At 57.4% G+C, this 14,095-nt stretch carries 17 protein-coding genes and 1 pseudogene; 16 read left to right on the top strand and 2 right to left on the bottom strand.

Translation table 11 applies throughout. The annotated features are described in order from the left end of the window. Window positions 1-114: pseudogene (locus tag JNM42_RS12670) on the top strand (IS110 family transposase); the annotation flags it as partial. A 41-nt stretch (window positions 115-155) separates the two neighbouring features. On the opposite strand, the gene rsmI reads toward JNM42_RS12670, so the two are convergent. Beyond that, on the bottom strand, window positions 156-1,001 hold the full coding sequence (gene rsmI, locus JNM42_RS12665) for a 16S rRNA (cytidine(1402)-2'-O)-methyltransferase (protein ID WP_294270385.1): 846 nt from the start codon (window positions 999-1,001) through the stop codon (window positions 156-158). Between rsmI and JNM42_RS12660 the strand changes: the two genes are divergently transcribed. Genes JNM42_RS12660 through JNM42_RS12645 form a run of 4 tightly spaced genes read left to right on the top strand, consistent with a single transcriptional unit; the run spans window position 1,000 to window position 3,036 of the window. Further along, window positions 1,000-1,386 (top strand): YraN family protein, encoded by a 387-nt coding sequence (locus JNM42_RS12660; RefSeq protein ID WP_294270380.1) that lies wholly within the window; start codon window positions 1,000-1,002, stop codon window positions 1,384-1,386. The two genes, rsmI and JNM42_RS12660, sit on opposite strands and share 2 nt — an antisense overlap. After that, window positions 1,367-1,753: an HIRAN domain-containing protein gene (locus JNM42_RS12655; protein ID WP_294270377.1), complete on the top strand. Its 387-nt coding sequence runs from the start codon at window positions 1,367-1,369 to the stop codon at window positions 1,751-1,753. The genes JNM42_RS12660 and JNM42_RS12655 overlap by 20 nt, the downstream gene beginning before the upstream one ends. 42 nt (window positions 1,754-1,795) lie before the next feature. Further along, window positions 1,796-2,389 (top strand): phosphoheptose isomerase, encoded by a 594-nt coding sequence (locus JNM42_RS12650; RefSeq protein WP_294270374.1) that lies wholly within the window; start codon window positions 1,796-1,798, stop codon window positions 2,387-2,389. After that, complete coding sequence (locus JNM42_RS12645; RefSeq protein WP_294270371.1) at window positions 2,386-3,036, top strand: BON domain-containing protein; 651 nt, start codon at window positions 2,386-2,388, stop codon at window positions 3,034-3,036. Before JNM42_RS12650 ends, JNM42_RS12645 begins: the two co-directional genes overlap by 4 nt. Before the next feature lie 44 nt (window positions 3,037-3,080). Here JNM42_RS12645 and JNM42_RS12640 read toward each other — a convergent pair whose 3' ends face one another. Then, entirely contained in the window at window positions 3,081-4,640 is a 1,560-nt protein-coding gene (locus tag JNM42_RS12640; protein ID WP_294270368.1) for a Na+/H+ antiporter, read from the bottom strand. Between the two features lie 50 nt (window positions 4,641-4,690). Here JNM42_RS12640 and JNM42_RS12635 point away from each other — a divergent pair, with 50 nt between their 5' ends. The 11 genes from JNM42_RS12635 to JNM42_RS12585 form a co-directional block, all read left to right on the top strand. Then, on the top strand, window positions 4,691-4,942 hold the full coding sequence (locus JNM42_RS12635) for a hypothetical protein (protein ID WP_294270365.1): 252 nt from the start codon (window positions 4,691-4,693) through the stop codon (window positions 4,940-4,942). Between the two features lie 195 nt (window positions 4,943-5,137). Then, window positions 5,138-5,548 carry an FKBP-type peptidyl-prolyl cis-trans isomerase gene (locus JNM42_RS12630; protein WP_294270362.1) on the top strand — a complete coding sequence of 137 codons (411 nt, stop codon included), beginning with the start codon at window positions 5,138-5,140 and terminating at the stop codon, window positions 5,546-5,548. A gap of 48 nt (window positions 5,549-5,596) precedes the next feature. Continuing rightward, window positions 5,597-6,313, top strand: a complete 717-nt coding sequence (locus JNM42_RS12625) for a cupin domain-containing protein (protein WP_294270359.1) — start codon at window positions 5,597-5,599, stop codon at window positions 6,311-6,313. A 440-nt stretch (window positions 6,314-6,753) separates the two neighbouring features. After that, window positions 6,754-7,473 carry a transporter substrate-binding domain-containing protein gene (locus JNM42_RS12620; RefSeq protein WP_294270356.1) on the top strand — a complete coding sequence of 240 codons (720 nt, stop codon included), beginning with the start codon at window positions 6,754-6,756 and terminating at the stop codon, window positions 7,471-7,473. Further along, window positions 7,473-8,273 carry a transporter substrate-binding domain-containing protein gene (locus JNM42_RS12615; protein ID WP_294270352.1) on the top strand — a complete coding sequence of 267 codons (801 nt, stop codon included), beginning with the start codon at window positions 7,473-7,475 and terminating at the stop codon, window positions 8,271-8,273. The genes JNM42_RS12620 and JNM42_RS12615 overlap by 1 nt, the downstream gene beginning before the upstream one ends. Next, complete coding sequence (locus tag JNM42_RS12610) at window positions 8,270-9,604, top strand: GGDEF domain-containing protein (protein WP_294270349.1); 1,335 nt, start codon at window positions 8,270-8,272, stop codon at window positions 9,602-9,604. The genes JNM42_RS12615 and JNM42_RS12610 overlap by 4 nt, the downstream gene beginning before the upstream one ends. A 114-nt stretch (window positions 9,605-9,718) precedes the next feature. Beyond that, entirely contained in the window at window positions 9,719-10,489 is a 771-nt protein-coding gene (nudC, locus tag JNM42_RS12605) for an NAD(+) diphosphatase (RefSeq protein WP_294270346.1), read from the top strand. Window positions 10,490-10,565: 76 nt separating this feature from the next. After that, the gene (locus JNM42_RS12600) at window positions 10,566-11,207 is read left to right on the top strand and encodes an NUDIX domain-containing protein (protein WP_294270343.1); all 642 of its coding nucleotides are present in this window, start codon (window positions 10,566-10,568) and stop codon (window positions 11,205-11,207) included. Between the two features lie 341 nt (window positions 11,208-11,548). Then, on the top strand, window positions 11,549-12,199 hold the full coding sequence (locus JNM42_RS12595; protein ID WP_294270340.1) for a DUF4145 domain-containing protein: 651 nt from the start codon (window positions 11,549-11,551) through the stop codon (window positions 12,197-12,199). Between the two features lie 42 nt (window positions 12,200-12,241). Beyond that, entirely contained in the window at window positions 12,242-13,165 is a 924-nt protein-coding gene (locus JNM42_RS12590; protein WP_294270337.1) for a restriction endonuclease, read from the top strand. Between the two features lie 128 nt (window positions 13,166-13,293). Continuing rightward, window positions 13,294-14,095: 2-dehydropantoate 2-reductase (locus JNM42_RS12585; protein WP_294270334.1), on the top strand; the 802-nt coding region annotated here is incomplete at its 3' end.

Genomic DNA, 14,095 nt, shown 5'->3' with positions numbered 1-14,095 from the left:
AAACAGGCCGGCAAACCCGGCAAGGTCATTATCGTCGCCTGTATGCGAAAGCTGCTCACAATCATGAACACGATACTCAAAAATAATACGCCGTGGAGTCCCCAAAATGCTTGACTTGGAACACAGTTGCTTGGGGGACGCAGCGCCAACCCGACCTACACGTTCTTCCTGATTGTCAATGCCAGTTCATACATTGCATTCTTTCCGGCTCCGGTGATCGAATGCGCCAGTTTCGCCGCCTGCCTGACCGGCAAGCCTTCGTCGAGCAACAGGCCGAGAACCCGCTCACCCTCGCCATCGTCAGCGGCCTCAGGCGCGCCGGAAACGAGAAGTACGAACTCTCCGCGCTGACGGTTGGCATCCGCCATCAGCCAGTCATGCGCCTCAGCGAGCGGGCAACTGTGGATCGTCTCGAACAGCTTGCTCAGCTCGCGAGCGATGACCAGCGTGCGCTCGGACCCGAATACTTCCGCCAGCGCCGCGACCGTATCCAGGATACGATGCGGCGCTTCGTAAAAGACCAGCGCGTAGGGCAAAGCCGTCAGCCCGCGCAGTGCGTCTTCGCGCTGCCTGGCCCTGGCCGGCAGAAATCCGTAGAACAGGAAATGCGCCTCGGCCAGCCCGGAGGCCGAGAGTGCGGTCACGGCAGCGCATGGCCCGGGCAATGGAACGACACGAAAACCGGCCGTCCGTACCCGCGCCACCAGCCGCGCTCCGGGGTCGGAAACGGCCGGTGTTCCGGCATCGGAAACCAGTGCCACCGACTCACCCTCGGCCAGGCGTGCGATCACCTGCTGCGCTGCCGCCTCCTCGTTGTGCTCGTGCGCGGCCAGCATGCGGGCGGTGCAGCCGTAATGCCTGAGCAGCGGTGCGCTATGGCGCGTATCCTCTACGGCAACCCACGGCACCTGGCGCAAAATCTCGATGGCACGCTGCGTCATGTCGCCAAGGTTTCCGAGCGGCGTCGGTACTACATATAATGCGGGAGATTCTTGCGTCATGGCGGTCACGAAAACGATGAACGACAACGATACCACGAGCAGCGCCGGCAAACTTGCCGAGGAGCTGGCGGCACGTTTTCTTGAAAAGCGCGGACTGTCCGTCGTGACACGCAACTTTCGCTGTCGCGGTGGCGAAATCGACCTCGTTTGCCGCGATGGAAAAGTGCTCGTTTTTGTCGAGGTGCGCCTGCGCCGCAACGCGGGCTATGGCGGCGCAGGCGCAAGCATCACCGCGAGCAAGCAGCGGCGAATCATTCTTGCCGCACAACATTATCTGGCAGCTCACGCAACTGCCGACCCGGACTGCCGCTTTGACTGCATCCTGCTTGATGCAAGCACTGAAAAAAACATCGAATGGATTAGCGATGCGTTTGCTGCAAATTAGCCTGCGAATTTGCCTGCTATGCACCAGTCTGATCGCCTTGCCGCCGGCCCAGGCCGAATCGGTAAAAATCCTGGTGCAGAGTTCGCCGCTGGCCGGCAGCCAGTTCTATGCCGTCGCCAGGGTGTGGGACGAAATCCGGCCGGGTGACCGCCTGACGCTGACCCGCGAGCCGGACAACCGCCATGACAGCAATGCGGTGCGTGTCGACTGGAACGGCCAGCAACTGGGCTACGTGCCACGCGCCGAGAACCGCGCCGTGGCGCGCGCGCTTGATGCGGGCGAGAAACTGGAAGCGCGCGTTTCAAAATTGCGCAAGGACCCGAATCCCTGGCAGCGAGTCGAGTTTGAGGTCTACCTGATCCTGTGATGTTAGACTAAGCGCCTATTTACGTTCCCGACTACAAAACCCATGAATCTGATTTCGCGCATCGGCCAGCACTTCCAGGACAGTGCACAGACCAAACTTGATGCCTGCGCAATGCTTGCCCCACGGATTGCCGAGGCCGTCGAGGCCATGGTCGGGTGTCTGCTCGGCAATGGCAAGATTCTCGCCTGTGGCAATGGCGGCTCGGCCGCCGATGCGCAGCACTTTGCTGCCGAACTGGTTGGACGCTTCGAGATGGAGCGTCAGGGTCTGGCGGCGATTGCGCTGAGCACCGACACTTCGATCATGACCGCGATAGCCAACGATTACGGCTTCACGGCCATTTTTGACAAGCAGGTGCGTGCGCTCGGCCAACCGGGCGACGTGTTGCTGGCCATCTCGACCTCGGGCAAGTCGGCCAATGTCATCGAGGCCATTCACGCGGCGCACGACAACGATCTGCGCGTCGTGGCACTGACCGGCAAAGGCGGTGGCGAGATCGCCGAGCTGTTGCTCGACAGCGATGTCCACATTTGCGTACCCTCGGAGCGTACGGCACGCATTCAGGAAGTCCATTTACTGACCATCCACTGCCTGTGTGATGGTATTGACGGCCTGCTTTTAGGAGTTGAAGAATGAAAAAACACGTCATTGCTGCGCTGCTGCTTGGCGCCATCGCCCTTCCCTTGCTACAGGGTTGCGTTCCCGTGATTGCCGCAGGAGCCACGGCGGGAGCGCTGTCAGCCTTCGACCGCCGCTCGCTCGGAACACAAACCGAAGACGAAACCATCGAATGGAAATCCAGCGCACGCGTCAGCGAGAAGTTCGGTGACAAGGTGCACATCAACTTCACGAGCTTCAACCGCAAGGTGCTGCTGACCGGTGAAGTTCCCACGGCCGAAGACAAGGCCGAAGCCGAAATCATCGTCAGCGGGGTGACCAACGTGCAGGGCGTCTACAACGAACTGACGGTCGGCCCCGTCAGCTCGTTCTCGGATCGCAGCAACGATTCCTACATCACCTCCAAGGTCAAGGGCCGCATGGTCGATTCCGGCAAGTTCAACCCGGTGCATGTCAAGGTCGTCACCGAAGCAGGCGTCGTTTTTTTGCTGGGAATGGTTACCCAGCCCGAGGCGGACTCGGCCATCAGCGTTGCGCGCACCACCTCCGGCGTCAAGAAGGTGGTTAACCTCCTGGAGATCATCACTCCGGCCAAGGCCAGGGAACTCGACATCACCCAGTCGAACAGCAGCAAGCCGGCGCCGGCGGAAACGAAGAATCCGTAATTCCCTGAGCGGATCGAGCTTCGCGCCAGGCGGGTAGTCGATAGCTAGCGGTACGCTTCCTGGTAATCCAGAATCTCTTCAAGGTGGCGCATCACCTCGTCGCTGATTTCATTCTCGCGCCACATGCGAATCAGCTCCTTGCGTTCCGCCCGAATCACCGCCTGGCGGAGACGCGTCACCAGTTCGCTACGCGGGGTGCGTTCCAGGCCGTCCGGGGCAGCAAGCATGATCCGGTCGGCAATCTCAGCCCGCAGTTGATCGGCCCACTCCTTGGGCGCACCTTCGCGGGTCATGATCTGGTCGATGGCAGCAATTGCCGTTTCACTCATGGCGGCTCGCACGCGCTGTTGTTCGCTGTGAATGTTCCACTTGGAGCCGACCTTGAGCCTGCGAATCAGGATGGGCAAGGTCAGCCCTTGTCCGATCAGCGTTGCTGCAATGACAAAAAACGAGAGAAAGATGATCAGCTCGCGCTGCGGAAATGGAGATCCATTGGGCAACGTCACCGGAATAGCCAGCGCGGCGGCCAGCGAAACAATGCCACGCATGCCGCACCAACTGACAATGCCCAGCTCGCGCTTGCGCAGCATCGGCTCGTCCTTACGCAGGCTGCCGCTCAGCCAGCGAGGCAGATAGGCAAAAGGATAAACCCAGGCAAAGCGGACGATGATCGCTACTGCAGTGATGACTGCGCCCAGGCCAAACAGTTGGCCCACCGTGAAACGGGACAGCTTTTCCACCACGTCCGACATCTGGATGCCGATCAGGATGAAAATCAGGCTGTTCAGCATGAAGACAAAAAGATTCCAGACCGAGCGCGCAATGATACGCATCTCAGCGGATACAATCTCCGGGGCATAGCGTCCGCGCAACAGCCCCGCCGCGACAACGGCGAGGACGCCGGAAACATGCACGGATTCGGCAGCGATATAGGTCACGTAGGGTATGACCAGTGAGGTCAGCACCTCAATAAAGGGATCGCCAAGCCGTTTGTGAATGGCTATGAATATGATGGCGAGAATGATTCCCAGCGCAATGCCGCCGAGCGACACCATGGCGAACTGAAGGCTGGCGTCGATCAGCGAGAATACCCCGGTCAGCGTCGCGGCGATGGCGAATTTGTAGATGACCAGGCCGGAAGCATCGTTCACCAGACTTTCCCCTTCCAGCACCGTGACCACGCGGCGCGGGATATTGAGCCTGGAAAGGATGGCGGTGGCCGCAACCGCATCGGGCGGAGAAACGATGGCGCCAAGAACAAAGGCGGCGGCCCAGGGAACCGAGGGTACCAGCAGTTTGAATACGGCGCCGACGGTTAGCGTAGTGACGATCACCAGGCCGATCGCCAGCAGGCTGATCGGACGGATGTTGGCCTTGAAGTCGTTCCACGAAGTCAGCAGCGCGGTCTGATACAGGATTGGGGGCAATACCACGACCAGGATCAGCTGCGGATTGAAGGGAAACTGTGGCAGCTTCGGTATCAAGCCAAGCAGCAGCCCGCCAACGACCAGTGCGATCGGATAAGGAAATTTGAAGTGTCTGGCGATCCAACCGAGGGCCACGGCACACAACAGCAACAAAAGAACGAGTTCGATTAAAAGCATGGCGGTTCAATTTCAAAGGTTAAATCAAGTCCGGGAGACTGCCTGGGACAATGTCCGCAAATGATGTATCGTGCGGCCGGGTCGTTCATTTCAGGGAAGATCGGGCCTTGCACTGTCTCAAGGGCGGTTTTCCCGTCGATCTCCCCTGGTGCTGGAGCACTATAACCCTGCGTTACAAATTCAACGCACGGCAGCACCGTATCGACTACCGTTACCTTCTACCAGACCACGCAGAGCGAACTGGCGAAAGCCCGGCAACGGCCTGGTGCGTCGGAAGTCTGGTCGACCGGCTGTATGTATAACGCGCAGCAAGGACATTTTGACTACAAACAGTAAATTCAAGCGCTTTGGGCAGGCATGATAGCTGATTCCTGTTTATGAGACTTACTTTAGCAAACCGCAGCACTCAGGTGAGATCGGTTTTCCCCCGGATTTGCGGCACAATCCCGTTTCCGTACCCGGTGATAGATTTTCAACCCCCAGCAAGGAACACAACCATGCAGAAACACGCCGCGACAAGCATTGCCATTCTGATCACACTTTCCCTTCCAGCCGTTGCGGCTGAGCCCAGGGTAGAGAAGACGGCCTCTGGAATCGTGATTACCACGCTCAAGGAAGGTACGGGCAACAGCCCGAAGAGCAGCGAAACCGTCAAGGTTCACTACCGTGGCGTTCTGGAGAACGGCAAGGAATTTGACAGCTCCTACAGTCGCGGGCAAGCGGCCACCTTTCCATTGAACCGGGTCATCCCGTGCTGGACCGAAGGCGTACAGACGATGAAGACTGGCGGCAAGGCAAAACTGGTTTGCCCGCCCGGCCTGGCTTACGGCAGCCGGGGCGTTCCCGGTTCGATCCCTCCCGACTCGACGCTGGTTTTTGAGGTTGAACTTCTGGAAATCGTCAAATAACCTGCGGGCATGATCGACTCGATCACCCTCCGATTGAAAGCAGAACGCATGATTGCCGAGAAACCCCTGCCTCAGCAGCTTACCCGCCTCAATGACGATTTCGACCAACGGATCGTCGCTCATGCGGCGGATGCGGTCTGGCGTCAATCGCCACAAGCCGGCGTCGAACGGCGCATGCTGGACCGGGTCGGCGCCGAGATCGGACGCTCGACCAGCATCGTCCGCTATGCCCCCGGTTCGGCTTACAGCGCCCACGTCCACGGTGGCGGCGAGGAAATCCTGGTCCTCGATGGCGTATTGAGCGATGAAAGCGGCGATTATCCGGCGGGCAGCTACGTGCGCAATCCGCCGGGAACGACACACGCGCCCTCCTCGCGCGAGGGCTGCACCCTCTTCGTCAAACTCTGGCAGTTCGCCGCCGATGACCGGGCCAGGGTGCACATCGACACCCGCCGCGCCGATTGGTATCCCGGACTGGTGCCCGGTCTCTCCGTCATGCCCTTGCATGAACACGAGGGCATCAGTACGGCACTTGTTCGCTGGGCGCCGAATACCCGCTTCAACACGCACAGTCATCCTGGGGGCGAAGAAATTCTGGTGCTGTCGGGAGTATTTCGCGACGAGGCGGGCGAGTACCCGGAAGGTAGCTGGCTACGCAATCCACGCTGGAGCAGCCACACCCCCTTTACCGGCGAAGAAGGAGCACTCATTTACGTCAAAGTGGGCCACCTCGGGGCAACGCTTCTCAGCCCGCAGGAATCGTAAGTTTGAGGACAAAAAAATCCCCGCCATGTGAGTAGCGGGGATTGAAATCTCGAAAGGGGATTTCGAGAGGAGGGGTTGATGCGATGGGCAAACTGTATCTTGCCCTCGACCTTGGCGTCTGTTTGTCCTTTGTCGCCATTGTGTAACATCCCGTTACTGGGAGAGATTGTTGTCTGGTATCGCGAAACGGGGATTCCCAGCATTGCCCGGACGACAATCGGGAATACTGCCATGTCGCGCAATAGACAGGCCTGTTCCTTGAATATCCTGGTAATCAGAAAGCCGTTGGCCCGAATGGTAATGCTGCGGCTACCGGATATAGCTTTCCAGGGACTGAACCGGATTAGTTCGATTGCTCCACGACTTTGCACCGGTGTTAGACTCCACCATGGAGAAAACCAAGGGAGTGCGACCCGGTGCATGGCTTAAGGAGTCAGCTGTTGTTTCTTTTTCTGGCGTTTGGGACATGCACAATTTCCCAGGCTACGGAGCGTGTGCTGCGCGTGGCCGTTCTGACCAACTCTCCACCAATGTCCTACATCGGTGACGTCGGCCAGCTTGTCGGATTCAATGTGGGCCTGGCACAGGCCTTGTGCGAGGAGATGGAAGTCCGCTGCGCGTTGACGGTAGTGCCACTTGAGCACGTCATTGATTCGGTGGCTACGGGGAAATTCGACTTTTCGGCAGTAAGTTTGCTTGATACGCCAGAACGTCGGGCCAAAGTGCTGTTATCAAAACCCTACTATCGTTCGACCAGTATCTGGTTTGCCAAACCAGGCATTGAGCCGGGCACTTCCTCTGTGCGTGTCGCCATGGTTGCCGGTAGCGCACAGTTCCGCTACGCCCAGGCGCGGAGCTGGAAGATCACCACGGTTCAGCATCACTCGGAGCTCCCCGCCCTGCTGGTCGATGGAAAAGTCGAAGCCGTGCTGATTCCGATGACCACCTCCCTGACCTTGCGTAAGGATCAATCGATCCAGTCGCTTGGCCTGGTAACCACTGTCATGAGCCAAGCCGAGTTGAGTGGCGACGTATGTTACGCCATCGATCCGAAAAATCCGGAATTGCGCGATAGCATCAACAAAGCCTTCGACAAGATCAAGCAGGATGGCCGGTTCGACCGCTTAAACAGCAAGTATCTTCCCTTCCGGTTACAGTGATGCCAAACAATCTAGCCGCTCTTTGCTGCGCCGCCCTGCTGTGGACTGGATATGCCAGCGCGCTGGAGTTACAGGTGGCGATTCCCCGCACGAGTCAGCAAATGCCGTCTGGAAATTCATCGCTGAAATCGGCTCGGGTGACATTGCTGGCCGATTTCAACCTTTCCCTGGCGCGCGAAATATGCCGCCGACTCAGTGCAAAATGCATTTTTTCGCATCCTGAGTTTTCCGAAATCATTCCCGGAATAGAGAGTCGTCGATTCCAGCTTGGTTTCGGCAGCTTTTTGCGTACACCGGAACGCGAGGCACGGGTTGCGTTCAGCGACACCCTATGGCGTTCCTCCAGTCGCTTGCTGGCGCAACCGGAAGTGGCTGCACGTTTTGTCCTGGCGCCCGGCGCCGAGGTCAAACTGGAGACTCTGCACGAGGCCCGCGTGGTGGCGATATCCGGTTCCCGGCAGTTTGAGCATTTGCAGAGCATCGCGATGCCGCAAGGATTGAACATTCTGGGAAGGCCGACGATTGGCGATTGCCTGGACGCTCTATTCAAGGAGCAGGCCGATTTTGCCTTGCTCCCTGGTTTATACGCCTATATCCTGCTCGACCCGACAGCAGAACAACCATTAGCTTTCGTTGGCCCTGGAATGGTGGAACAAGGGCTAGGTGGAACGGTGCATATTGCACTCCCGCGAGACAACGAAAACCTGCGTAAACTGGTCAATGGCGCGCTCAGCGAAATGCGCCGGGATGGCAGCTACCAGCGCATCTGGCGTCAGTACTTTCCCTTTGATTATTCATGATCATGCCTGATCAGTCCATTCTTGAACGCCTGAACCGGCTCGGGTGGCCGACCGGGAAGGCCTTCGCGCTACTTTGCGGCGTGTTTGTCAGCATTTTTCTGGCGCTGGTCTTATGGCTGGCTGTCGACCAGCGCCTGGTTCTGGAAGGCGCAGAACGACTGCAGGACAAAACGGTCCCTAGCACGCTCGAACACTTTCGCCTGGCACGTAATATCGAACAACTTCGCCTTGAAGGAGAGCGCGTTCTCTCGGGCAGGTCGCCTGTAGAGCGACAACAGGCCATGTTTATCGTGAGCCTGATCGCAAGCCATCCTGCAATGCTGGCCGACGCACGGGCATCCGCGCTGGCAAGGGAAGTCGAGAGCTTTCTCACACGCAGCGCACGCGAAGGTCTGTCCGAAAAGAACAATAGCGAATGGGTAACGCTGACGAATCGTCTGAGCTTGCTGGCGGACGATTTGTCGATTGAGGGCGTGAACCTGGAAACTGAAGATTTACGCCATATGACAACGACGATGTTGCAGAGTCACATCAAACTGGCGGTAGTGCTCGCGCTGGTCGCGGTTTTTGTTGGCAGTTTTCTGTTCCTGATCCATCGCCATCTGATTCGCCCACTGCAAATGATGAGCCAGACGCTCTCAGAGCTGCGTTTTGGTCAGCCGCCGAGTCCAGTTGAAGCGTCGGCCATGCTGGAGATCAGGGAAGTCGAGGCGGCCATCGGCCAGTTGCAGAAGGTCATGCTGGAAAACGAGCAGGCGCGGCAGCGACTGGAGTTCCTGGCGACTACCGACAGCCTGACCAGCATGTTCAACCGGCGGCACTTCATGACTCTGGCCGAGGAGGAAATCAAGCGCGCCCACCGCTATGCTCGACCGATTTGCGTGGGGATGGCCGACCTGGATTTTTTCAAGCGCATCAATGACAGCTATGGGCACGCCGTCGGTGACGTGGTACTGCAATCGATGACGGCACTCTTTGCCAAGGCCTTGCGACACTCGGATTGGGTGTGCCGTTACGGCGGCGAGGAATTTGCCTTCGTCTTTCCAGAAACAACGCCAATCGAAGCGCAACATCTGGCCGAGCGTCTGCGCCATTTCGCCGCCGAAAACCGCATCGAACTGAGCGATGGCATCTGTCTCCGGATTACGCTGAGCGTGGGGTTGGCAGACGCATCTGCTGGTTCGCTGGACGAGGCTCTGAAACGTGCCGATGAGGCTCTCTACGAAGCCAAGAGCCGGGGGCGTAACAGGGTGGTCATGGCCGCTGCAAGCGATATCGGGGAGCGAATCGACGAAATCCAGGTACCCGCTAATGAGCGCTCACTGCACTGAACCGGTTACGAACGGCAAACGCCAGCGGAAGTCGACTTGTCATACCGAAATTAAAACGATGAAGAATCCTGCCTGACAGACCGGAGAGCCGGAAATCAACAAATTGGAATCACCGTGAACGAATCAGTCTTCTGGCTGCTGCGCTGTGGAAATCAAGTGCTCACTGCAATTGACCAAGCTCCGGAGCAAATTTTCCCTTGCGGACGGGCTGCCGATTTCGGCAGCCCCAGAGACGCCCTGCGGATCGGGGAATGGCAAGGACAGCCTTGCTTCGCGGCCGAAGTCGAACAACTCCCGGATAATGTTTCTGGAGAACTGATGACCGTAGGGCGCCTGTACGGCCGGGCCGGCGCCGAGGCCTTTGCGCTGGCCGGCCGCGCCACGCAACTCCTGGACTGGCAGAAAAACCACCGCTATTGCGGCGGCTGCGGCACGCCAACCGAAATGAAATCCGCGGAGTTCGCCATGTCATGCCCGGCCTGCGGCCTGCTCGCCTTCCCAAGAATTACACCGGCGGTGATGGTCGTGATCCTGCGCGGTGACGAACTGTTGCTGGCGCGCAGTCCGCATTTCAAGCCCGGTGTCTTCAGCGCCCTGGCCGGCTTTGTTGAAGCCGGCGAAACCCTGGAGCAATGTGTAATCCGTGAAGTGCGCGAAGAAGTGGGGATCGAGATCACCAATCTGCGCTTTTTTCGCAGCCAGTCGTGGCCCTTTCCAAATTCCCTGATGGTGGCATTCCTGGCCGACTATGCGGGAGGGACCATCACCCCCGATCCGCAGGAAATCGAAGCCGCGCAGTGGTTTTCCCGCAGCGCACTGCCTCTGTTGCCCGACCCGGTGAGTATTTCCCGCCATCTGATCGATGCCGCGTGCCAGCAAATTTGATCGCTCCTTTGCTTCTCCGCCCCCTTGGATTTTCTTAGATTTTCTGATGCCTCACGTAGAGAAAGGAAGCGCGTCAATGCTGCTCAGCGTGCTCAAGGAATGCCTGGAATACTCCGGATTTTTCAGGTTGAGGCGGCTGACCGTCAGCCACGAATTATTCGGCGGCGGCATGTCGGCTCCACTGGAGAGAGAAGTACTTGAACATGGCGATGTTGCCGCCGCCGTGTTGTTCGACCCGATACTCGACAAAGTCGTCATGGTCGAGCAGTTTCGTGTCGGCGCCTATGCCGCCGGCCTCAATCCATGGCTACTCGACATTGTCGCCGGCCGCATCGAGAACGGCCAGTCGCCGGAGGAAACCATTGCCCGCGAAATCAGCGAAGAGTCCGGGCTGACGCCGCTTTCCGTCGAACCCATCGGCATTTATCTGACGGCCCCCCATCTGTCGAGCGAGCGCGTTCACCTGTTCTGCGCTCTGGTCGATTCCTCAAAGGTCATCGGGACCCATGGCGTATCGGCCGAGGGGGAAGATATCCGCCCGCTGGTCATCGACCGCGCAGACATGCTGCACCTGATGCAAACGCAGACGCTATCCCTGTGGGCCGGGCTTGCGCTCGGCTGGATAATCTCCGGTAGTAGCAAGGAATCGTCATCCCTTCGCACAGGCAGGCTCAAAACCTCGCCGCAAGGGACCAAAGACGCAAATTTCATGAAATGATGGCATCCGGATTCCGTGAGCGAATTATTGCTGTTCAACGCTGATGCAGGAGTTACAAGTTTATGGTGAATGTTCTGGCTGCCGCCAGACGGCCAGCAATGCTCGGTGACGACTTCTCGATAAAGCTGTAGTACAGTCGTTCCAGATGTATAAAGATGCGCAATATTACGTTGTCCTGCTTTTCAAGTATATTCAATGCTGTATGAAACAAGTTTTGAGCACCGCAAAGCCCGTGGAAGATAGACTTTCAGCAAGATCGACAACGCCGAGTCAGGGGGCAGGCGCCAAAGTTATGCAGCAATATTGCTCCCAATAACAAAGTAGCCATATCGGAACAAACAATGAAGGATGTCTTTAAGCGTCGCTTTGTAGAATTAGACAAGGATTTTGGCTCAATTCCCATCACGACAAGCAGTCACGATTCAAGAAGGTACGTACAAGATGGCAAATGGGAGAAATGGGCGACGAGCGCCCAAAACCTGATTCTTGCTGTCTTTGGCGATCATTCTCCGCACTACAAAAATTTCGTCAAAGCATATGAGAATTGTCGAGGAAGCGAACAACGAGTAAAAACACTGAATGCAGTCTTTTTGAGTGCTAAAGAAGATTTCGAAGGCGGTTATGTATTCGATGTTGATCTTCGCGTCTCGGGCGAAGTTTTCGGTGATTTTGTTGGCTTGGCAAGGCAATCACTAGCTGAAGGCTACAAAGACGTAGCTGCCGTTTTAGCATGTGCAGCCCTAGAAGATGCTCTAAAGCGGTATGCAAGCGCAAATGAAATCAACGTGACAGAAAAGACAATGCAAGACGTAGTAAATGCGCTCAAGGCTTCAGGTCTTGTGGCAGGTGCTCAAAAGTCTTTGCTTGACGCGATGCCTAGAATAAGAAATATGGCAATGCACGCAGATTGGGGCAAACTTTCCGAGCCGGATGTCAGTAGCGTTATTGGATTTGTTGAGCAATTCCTGCTAAGCAAATTTAGCCATGGCTAACAAATCGTTACAGCAGTAGACCAAAATCCTATCGAGACACTTATGCCAATCCCAGACTATCAATCGCTGATGTTGCCGCTACTTCGTTTCGCTTCAGACGGCAATGATCACACAACCCGAGAGGCTGTTGAAGTTCTTGCCAACGAATTTCAACTGACTTCGGTAGAACGCAATGAACTGCTGGCCAGTGGCCAACAAGCAATTTTTAATAATCGCGTAGGCTGGGCAAACTCCTACCTCAAGAAAGCCTGCCTGTTGGAGTCGCCACGCAGAGGCGCATTGCGAATCACGGCGCGAGGAAAGCATACACTCGGCGATAATCCAGATCGAATTGATGTTCGCTTTCTTGAGCGTTTTCCCGAATTCATCGTATTCCGAGATACACCACGAAGCAATAAAGAAACAGCACCTGTGCCGGTTGTTCCTGCCACAGAGCAAACCCCAGAAGAGTCCCTTGAACTGGCACACCAAAGCCTGCGACTAAGCCTTGCTCAAGATATTCTGTCCCGTATCTTGTCATGCTCCCCAACCTTCTTCGAACGACTCGTAGTCGAACTTCTCGTCAAGATGGGTTACGGTGGCTCACGCCGCGACGCAGGCGAACGAATCGGTCAGAGCGGTGATGGCGGAATTGACGGAATCATCAAGGAAGACCGTCTTGGATTGGACACCATCTTTATTCAAGCAAAGCGATGGCAAGGGTCTGTCGGGAGGCCAGAGGTTCAAAAGTTTGTCGGTGCGCTGCAAGGCCAGCGTGCCAAGAAAGGAGTATTCATCACCACTTCGTCGTACACAGCAGAGGCAATTGACTACGCTTCCCGCATCGATACAAAAGTTGTGCTCATTGACGGGCAACTTCTAGCAAACCTCATGATGGACTTCGATGTTGGGGTTTCGGTTTCTGCCTCATACATCGTAAAGCGCATTGACTCTGACTACTTTGAAGAGGGTGAGGTTGGTCTCTAACCATGCTAAAGAGTATCGTTTTTTTCTATTTGGAATAATGCGAAGCTTGCGCTGTCCAAAGCGATAACGAGAGTATGGAGCGTATATCAGGGAAGAGGACTGGAGCGAACCCCATGAAGATTGCAGTGATGGGCGCAGGCGCTGTCGGTTGCTACTACGGCGGAATGCTGGCCCGTGCAGGCCATGACGTGCTTCTGGTCGGGCGGCCGACGCATGTCGAGGCGGTTCGTCGCGCTGGACTGTTCCTCGATACACAATCTTTCCAGATGCAGGTGCCGATGCGCGCCAGTACCGAGGCCAGCGGCGTACAGGGGGCACAGCTCGTGCTCTGCTGCGTCAAGTCAACCGACAGCGCGAACGCCGCCAGGCAGATGGCGCCGTACCTTGAACCCGACGCGATCATCCTGAGTTTGCAGAACGGCGTGGACAATGCCGAGCGGCTGCAAGCGCAGCTCGGGCGCGAAGTCGTCCCGACGGTGGTCTATGTCGCCACCGAAATGGCCGGGCCGGGGCATGTCAAACACCATGGGCGCGGCGAGCTGGTGATCGGACCATCGCCCGCCAGCGACGAACTGGCGAGGCTGTTTGCCGAAGCCGGGGTGCCGGCGCAGGTCTCCGACAACGTGACGGGCGAGCTGTGGGCCAAACTGATCCTCAACTGCGCCTACAACGCCCTGTCGGCGATCACGCAACTGCCCTATGGCCGCCTGGTGCAGGGTGAGGGTGTCGAGGCGCTGATGCGCGACGTGATGCACGAGTGCCTCGCCGTGGCACAGGGCGCCGGGGTGAGTGTGCCGGGGGATACGTGGGAAGCGGTGCAGCGCATCGCGCGCACAATGCCGGCCCAGCTTTCATCGACCGCCCAGGACCTGGCGCGCGGCAAGCGCAGCGAGATCGACCATATCAACGGCCATGTGCTGCGTCAGGGCG

The sequence above is a fragment of the Propionivibrio sp. genome (assembly GCF_016790145.1).
Taxonomy (GTDB): Bacteria; Pseudomonadota; Gammaproteobacteria; order Burkholderiales; family Rhodocyclaceae; genus Propionivibrio.
The sequence above is the reverse complement of the archived record's forward strand: the minus strand, read 5'-3'. Positions and strand labels throughout refer to the sequence as shown.

Bases quoted from the DNA above. Each gene is read 5' to 3' on its own strand.
- JNM42_RS12660 (WP_294270380.1), top strand. From the start codon at position 1,000: ATGGCGGTCACGAAAACGATGAACGACAACGATACCACGAGCAGCGCC.
- rsmI (WP_294270385.1), bottom strand. From the start codon at position 1,001: ATGACGCAAGAATCTCCCGCATTATATGTAGTACCGACGCCGCTCGGA.
- JNM42_RS12655 (WP_294270377.1), top strand. From the start codon at position 1,367: ATGCGTTTGCTGCAAATTAGCCTGCGAATTTGCCTGCTATGCACCAGT.
- JNM42_RS12650 (WP_294270374.1), top strand. From the start codon at position 1,796: ATGAATCTGATTTCGCGCATCGGCCAGCACTTCCAGGACAGTGCACAG.
- JNM42_RS12645 (WP_294270371.1), top strand. From the start codon at position 2,386: ATGAAAAAACACGTCATTGCTGCGCTGCTGCTTGGCGCCATCGCCCTT.
- JNM42_RS12640 (WP_294270368.1), bottom strand. From the start codon at position 4,640: ATGCTTTTAATCGAACTCGTTCTTTTGTTGCTGTTGTGTGCCGTGGCC.
- JNM42_RS12635 (WP_294270365.1), top strand. From the start codon at position 4,691: ATGTCCGCAAATGATGTATCGTGCGGCCGGGTCGTTCATTTCAGGGAA.
- JNM42_RS12630 (WP_294270362.1), top strand. From the start codon at position 5,138: ATGCAGAAACACGCCGCGACAAGCATTGCCATTCTGATCACACTTTCC.
- JNM42_RS12625 (WP_294270359.1), top strand. From the start codon at position 5,597: ATGATTGCCGAGAAACCCCTGCCTCAGCAGCTTACCCGCCTCAATGAC.
- JNM42_RS12615 (WP_294270352.1), top strand. From the start codon at position 7,473: ATGCCAAACAATCTAGCCGCTCTTTGCTGCGCCGCCCTGCTGTGGACT.
- JNM42_RS12610 (WP_294270349.1), top strand. From the start codon at position 8,270: ATGATCATGCCTGATCAGTCCATTCTTGAACGCCTGAACCGGCTCGGG.
- JNM42_RS12600 (WP_294270343.1), top strand. From the start codon at position 10,566: ATGCTGCTCAGCGTGCTCAAGGAATGCCTGGAATACTCCGGATTTTTC.
- JNM42_RS12595 (WP_294270340.1), top strand. From the start codon at position 11,549: ATGAAGGATGTCTTTAAGCGTCGCTTTGTAGAATTAGACAAGGATTTT.
- JNM42_RS12590 (WP_294270337.1), top strand. From the start codon at position 12,242: ATGCCAATCCCAGACTATCAATCGCTGATGTTGCCGCTACTTCGTTTC.